The 5,304-nt window shown below is 35.5% G+C and carries 5 protein-coding genes and 1 riboswitch; of the genes, 3 read left to right on the forward strand and 2 right to left on the reverse strand.

Annotated elements, in window-relative coordinates; genetic code table 11:
* A partial coding sequence (locus tag Q7P22_RS04900; RefSeq protein WP_303861372.1) for a nicotinate-nucleotide--dimethylbenzimidazole phosphoribosyltransferase occupies window positions 1-1,013 on the reverse strand: 1,013 nt, incomplete at its 3' end.
* Window positions 1,014-1,166: 153 nt separating this feature from the next.
* Window positions 1,167-1,424: riboswitch (cobalamin riboswitch) on the reverse strand.
* Between the two features lie 200 nt (window positions 1,425-1,624).
* On the opposite strand from Q7P22_RS04900, the gene Q7P22_RS04905 reads away from it, so the two are divergent.
* Window positions 1,625-2,176, forward strand: coding sequence for a DUF2284 domain-containing protein (locus Q7P22_RS04905; RefSeq protein WP_303861375.1), 552 nt, complete (start codon window positions 1,625-1,627; stop codon window positions 2,174-2,176).
* Between the two features lie 273 nt (window positions 2,177-2,449).
* On the opposite strand, the gene Q7P22_RS04910 is transcribed toward Q7P22_RS04905, so the two are convergent.
* The gene (locus Q7P22_RS04910; protein ID WP_303861380.1) at window positions 2,450-3,847 is read right to left on the reverse strand and encodes an MATE family efflux transporter; all 1,398 of its coding nucleotides are present in this window, start codon (window positions 3,845-3,847) and stop codon (window positions 2,450-2,452) included.
* Between the two features lie 215 nt (window positions 3,848-4,062).
* On the opposite strand from Q7P22_RS04910, the gene Q7P22_RS04915 reads away from it, so the two are divergent.
* Together Q7P22_RS04915 and Q7P22_RS04920 are read left to right on the forward strand one after the other, a co-directional pair.
* The gene (locus Q7P22_RS04915; protein ID WP_303861384.1) at window positions 4,063-4,764 is read left to right on the forward strand and encodes a response regulator transcription factor; all 702 of its coding nucleotides are present in this window, start codon (window positions 4,063-4,065) and stop codon (window positions 4,762-4,764) included.
* The coding region (locus Q7P22_RS04920; RefSeq protein WP_303861387.1) for a hypothetical protein at window positions 4,761-5,304 on the forward strand (544 nt) is incomplete at its 3' end. The genes Q7P22_RS04915 and Q7P22_RS04920, both read left to right, overlap by 4 nt.

Raw genomic sequence — 5,304 nt, forward strand, 5'->3', positions numbered from 1 at the left:
GTTGAAATAATACCGTCTAGAATAATTGGTACTTTTTTATAAGCTGCTTCTAATATTGCTCCAACTAACGCTGCAATTTCAAGTCCCCCGATTTTAGCAAGAGTGCCAACAGGGTCTTTTATATCGATATTATTGATTTCAATTGCCTTCTTAATTATTTCTTGTTTATGTATTAAAGCATCATCTTTTATTCCTGTTCCTCGTCCGGTCACTTCTTCAATAGAGCAGCCTGTAAATACGGAAATAAGAGCTGAACTTGGTGTTGTATTCCCTATTCCTACTTCCCCTGTAGCCAAAAGATTTATACCAGAATCTATAGCATCCCTAGCAACTTTTGCACCTGTAAAAAGAGCTTGAAGAGCTTCTTTTCTACTCATTGCAGGTCCCTTAGCCATATTATCTGTCCCGTTTTTCACTCGATTAGCCATGAGTTCAGGTGGATTTAGTGGACCCACAATTCCGATATCTGTTGCGATAACATCCCCTCCCCCACTTCGAGCGATAACGTTGACTCCTCCATTTTTATTCATATAAGCATAAAACAATTCAGCCGTAACCTCTTGAGGTGCAGCGCTTACTCCTTCAGCTACAACGCCATGATCACCTGCCATTAAAAGTACAGCTTTTCCTGTGATTTTAGGTTCAGCAGTGCCTTGGATTCCTGCAATTTGTTGAGCAATATCTTCTAATACCCCTAAGCTTCGAAGAGGTTTAATCTTAGCATCTAAACGAGCTTGCATTCCTGCAAGAGATTTTTCGTCTAATCCTGTAATATTTGTTATTAGTTCCTGTAATCCTCTTTCAAGTTCTTCTTCACTTGCTTTTTTTACATCTTCTAAATTATGAAATTTTTCGTTGATTATATTCATTTTTATATCTCCTTCAAATAAAATTATTGGTAAATGAGCGTATCTTCTTACACCTCGTAATCGCCTAAAGCCGATTCCTCGGTCGCGACGTTCGCCTAATGAAAGCTTTGCTTTCATTTCGTATCCTTGAGATTCCTCAACCAAATCGGCAAGCCGTTTGTCTGCTCCATCTCATGTCTACTGCGAAAGCTGCGCTTTCGCTTGGCTCACTGTTTGGCGAAAAAAAAATCCCGCCACAATAAATATATTTATTGTGGTCGGGATTTTGCCGTCATCTCCGCCGCTTTCCATTTCAGAAAAGGCTCTTCAATCTTAGGCAGGTCTCCTGGCTTTGACTCAAATGTCCTCTCGCCCCTTCCCAGCATTAGCCAGTGGTTAGCGTAGACTCGTCATTACAGTGGTGGGTCCGCACCGGACTTTAAGCAGTCGAAATCTACAAATCATAGATTTATGATTTCCTTGCATGAGTTCGCCAACAACGTCTTTGTCGTTGGACGAGCTATCACCGGTTTCCCTATTCTCCTCATATGAGGCACCTAAAATTGCTTACATATTTTAATTTATTTACATTATATCAAATAGATCAAAATAGTCAATAGAATGACTTTATTTTTTATGATTACTGTATATGCTTTCATTCAGGTAATCTGCTATTTATTTATGATATAATATTCACATCAGCAGATTAGCTCGCAGACAATCTGCGACTTGTATTTATAATACTAATATAAAATCAAAAAAGTGAGGCAGATAATATGATTACTCGGGAAGAAATTGAAAAGAAGATTACAGAATATCCTATATTTGAATACGCATTTTTTGATACAAGTGAATTAAGTTTTTATCCTAATGTAAGAACCATATGTGAAGTTCAATGTCCTCAATATGGAAAATCCTGGTCTTGTCCACCAGCAGTAGGTGTATTAGAAGAATGTAAGAAAAGGTGCTTATCATATAAGGATGCTTTTATCTTTAGCACCGTTTCAGAAGTACAAGATACGCTCAATATGGAAGAGAGTCTTTCAACAAGAGGCGAACACATCGATATTGTAAACCAAATAAGAAAAGATGTCTTTCCTAGGGATGAAGACATCTTAATTCTCACAGCAGAATCCTGTAGCATATGTGAAAAATGTACATATCCTGATAGCCCTTGTAAACACAAAGATAGAATGTATCCTTGTATTGAAAGTCAGACCATAATCGTAACGGAAATATGCGAAAATCACAATATGTCCTTTTTAAACGGTCATAATATCATCACCTGGTTTTGCTTAATTTTATACAACAAAAAAGATTATAAGTAAAATCCTATGGCCAAAAATGTCTGTTGAATGAAATGCCTTTAAATAAAAATCAGTAGAAGCTTTTGCTCTACTGATTTTTATTGTTCTGTAAAACTTCTGGAATTCTCTCAAAACAATCGTTTAACTGCCGTTCAATATAGTCGTCTATATCAATAACAGGTATTGCAAATTCTTAACTTAACAACCTAGAAAAAGTAGTTTTGCTACTTCGAGGCATACCTATTAATACTATTTTATTTTTTACCCTTCTCACGTCTACTGAGACACTACAATTTAGCGTTCGAAAATTTCTCTTTTAACTTCTTTTTGCTCCGCCAAATGGGTCTTTCCTTTAACTCGATTTAAATATATAACGTACCATGTAACCAAAACAATTCCCTTGAATACACTGCTTAAACTTACACTCCACCACACACCAGTAACACCTAGTACCGCATTAGATGAAAGAAAGACTGCTGCTGGAATTCTAAGACTTGTAAAAACAATGCTCACAACAGAAGGAGGTACTGTTTTTCCTAATCCATTAAATGCACCAGCTGTTGTAATTTCTAAGCACATAAACAATTGAGAAATTCCAAGTATTTTCAAATACTTGACTCCATAATAGATGGCTTCTTTTTCAGACAAAAATATGCTAAATATTGGCCTCGCACCAAAAATCAGTAAAACCGTAGTAATAAGTCCTATAGTCGTCATAATCCTCACGGCGATATGATAGCCTTTATTGATTCGATCCCACTTTTTCGCTCCATAGTTTTGACCTACAAAGGCCGCTAAAGCTGTAGAAAAACCATTCGCTGTATTCCAAGATATGGATTCTATTTGAGATCCTATTTGTTGTACTGCTACAGGTACAGGACCCCACTGAGCTATAAGTCTTGCAATGATCATAGATATAAAAGTAAAAAGTCCATTTTGCAACGCAACCGGTAGACCCAATGTAAATACTTTTTTTAGTATATTCCAATTAGGTACTTGAAAAAAACCCACTTTAGAGGTATAGGATAATTGAGCTTTAACTGCCTTAAACAAGAAAAAAGTCACAATCATTTGTGCAAAAACCGTGGCAATTGCTGCACCTTCTACTCCTAAAACAGGAAATGGTCCTATTCCAAAAATCAAAAGGGGATCTAGAATAATATTTGTAATAACGCCTATGACATTAATATAGAAAGGCGTTCGACTGTTTCCATGCCCATTTAAAACTCCGGTCAGCACAGGATTTAAAAATGTAAAAATCATCCCATATGAGACAATGAGCAAGTAATCCTTAGCCATTTGAATAACAGAAGGATCTCCTAAATGGAAGAAATCAATTAGTGAATCTTTGAATACTATGAGAACTGTACTATAAATAAGAGCCAGAAAAATAACTAGCTGCAAACAGCTTCTAATAAACTCTAGAGCAGATTTTATATTCTTTCCTCCTATAGACTGAGCCACGCCTACTTCTGCACCAATTCTAGGTATCATAATAAACGCCATAGCCAACCATGGGAAAAAGCCAGCAGTACCAACTCCTGCTACAGCTTTGCTGCCTAGCTTGCCAATAAAAATCATATCAGCTAAACTATAGGTCATTTGAATAAAAGAAGACCCCATAATTGGGAGTGCCAATTTTAATAGTGTCTTTTGTATGCTACCTTCTGTTAATAAATTTACTTCTTTCAATGTCTGTTCTCCTTGACGTTAGATCATGATAGAGTATTATAACATAATTGCTCTTAATTTACCTCTAAAGGGTAAAAAACTAAATTTATAGATTAAGACTTTATCATATTATTCTCTTGTCGATCATATTAAACTATAGAAATTTTCTCATTATTTGCGTGAAATTTTCGTAACTTCTACCGTCATAATCTATTATAATTAAAATGAGGTGACATATGAACGAAAAAATATTTATTGCAGAAGATGAGGATCACATTAGAGAGACGATTAAAGCCTTTCTTGAAAGCGAAGGCTATGAAGTATTTGACTTTAAAAATGGAGACCTACTCTATGAGAGTTTTATAAAGACAAAATGTGATTTGGTCATTTTAGATGTTTTAATGCCGGGCTCTACAGGATTTGAAATAACGAAAAAGATTAGAGATATTAGCACTGTACCAATTATTATCCTTACAGCAAAAGACAGCGATTTAGATTATGCAACAGGGATCAATCTAGGTAGCGATGATTATTTTACGAAGCCCTTTAGTGCCATCTCCTTAGTAATGAGGGTAAAGGCCATACTGCGAAGAGTTAAACTAGACAAACAGTTACAAGAAAGCGATGAAAAACAGGAAAATTCTCTTACCTTCGGTCAAATCTCCATTAACCGAAAGGCCATGAAAATCACCGTTAATGGTGCTCTTATAGACTTTTCACCTACAGAATACAATCTTCTACTCTATTTGATTGAAAATGCAGATCGAGCAGTATCAAGAGAAGAACTGCTCAATGAAATATGGGGTTACGAAAAAGACATTGAAACTCGTGCTTGTGACGATACCGTGCGCAGAATCCGAAAAAAGCTCGTCCATACCAATACAAAAGTAGAAACCATATGGGGCTTTGGCTTTACTATGAAGGTGGTTGACCCTTGAAAGATACGAAAAAAAGCATAAAATTTAGGCTTATTTCTAGAGTAATCCTACTCATACTCATTGTATTTATATTTATTTCTATGGTTTTTGATTTTTTGATCTCTCAGTATATGAAAAACAATGCAAATGAGGTATTACATAATTCTAGAGATTACATTGTGCAAGGTCCGATGGACAGCGGCAGAGAACCACAAATACCTCATAAGCCAAAGCCTAATGGCACTCCCATGGGAAAAGCTGAAACGGTAGTCTTAACATCAAATTATGTTATACTACACCCTACCCAATCTTTAGACAAATACTTTGACAATAGAGACTTACAGGATTTTACTATAGAAATGAAAGCTCAAAAAATCAACTTAGATACTAGTGAAATACAAAAGCTTTCGACAGACTCAGGATTATACTATTTTACTTCAATATCTAAATCTGATATGGATTTAGATCCATTCTATATTGTCAATTTTATTAATATGTCTCATCTAAATGAATTTAAAGTGAATCTTAGCCGTATTTTATGGATTATCATGATTCTTGCTT

The sequence above is a fragment of the Alkalibaculum bacchi genome, from assembly GCF_937875145.1.
Lineage (GTDB): Bacteria > Bacillota > Clostridia > Eubacteriales > Alkalibacteraceae > Alkalibaculum > Alkalibaculum bacchi_A.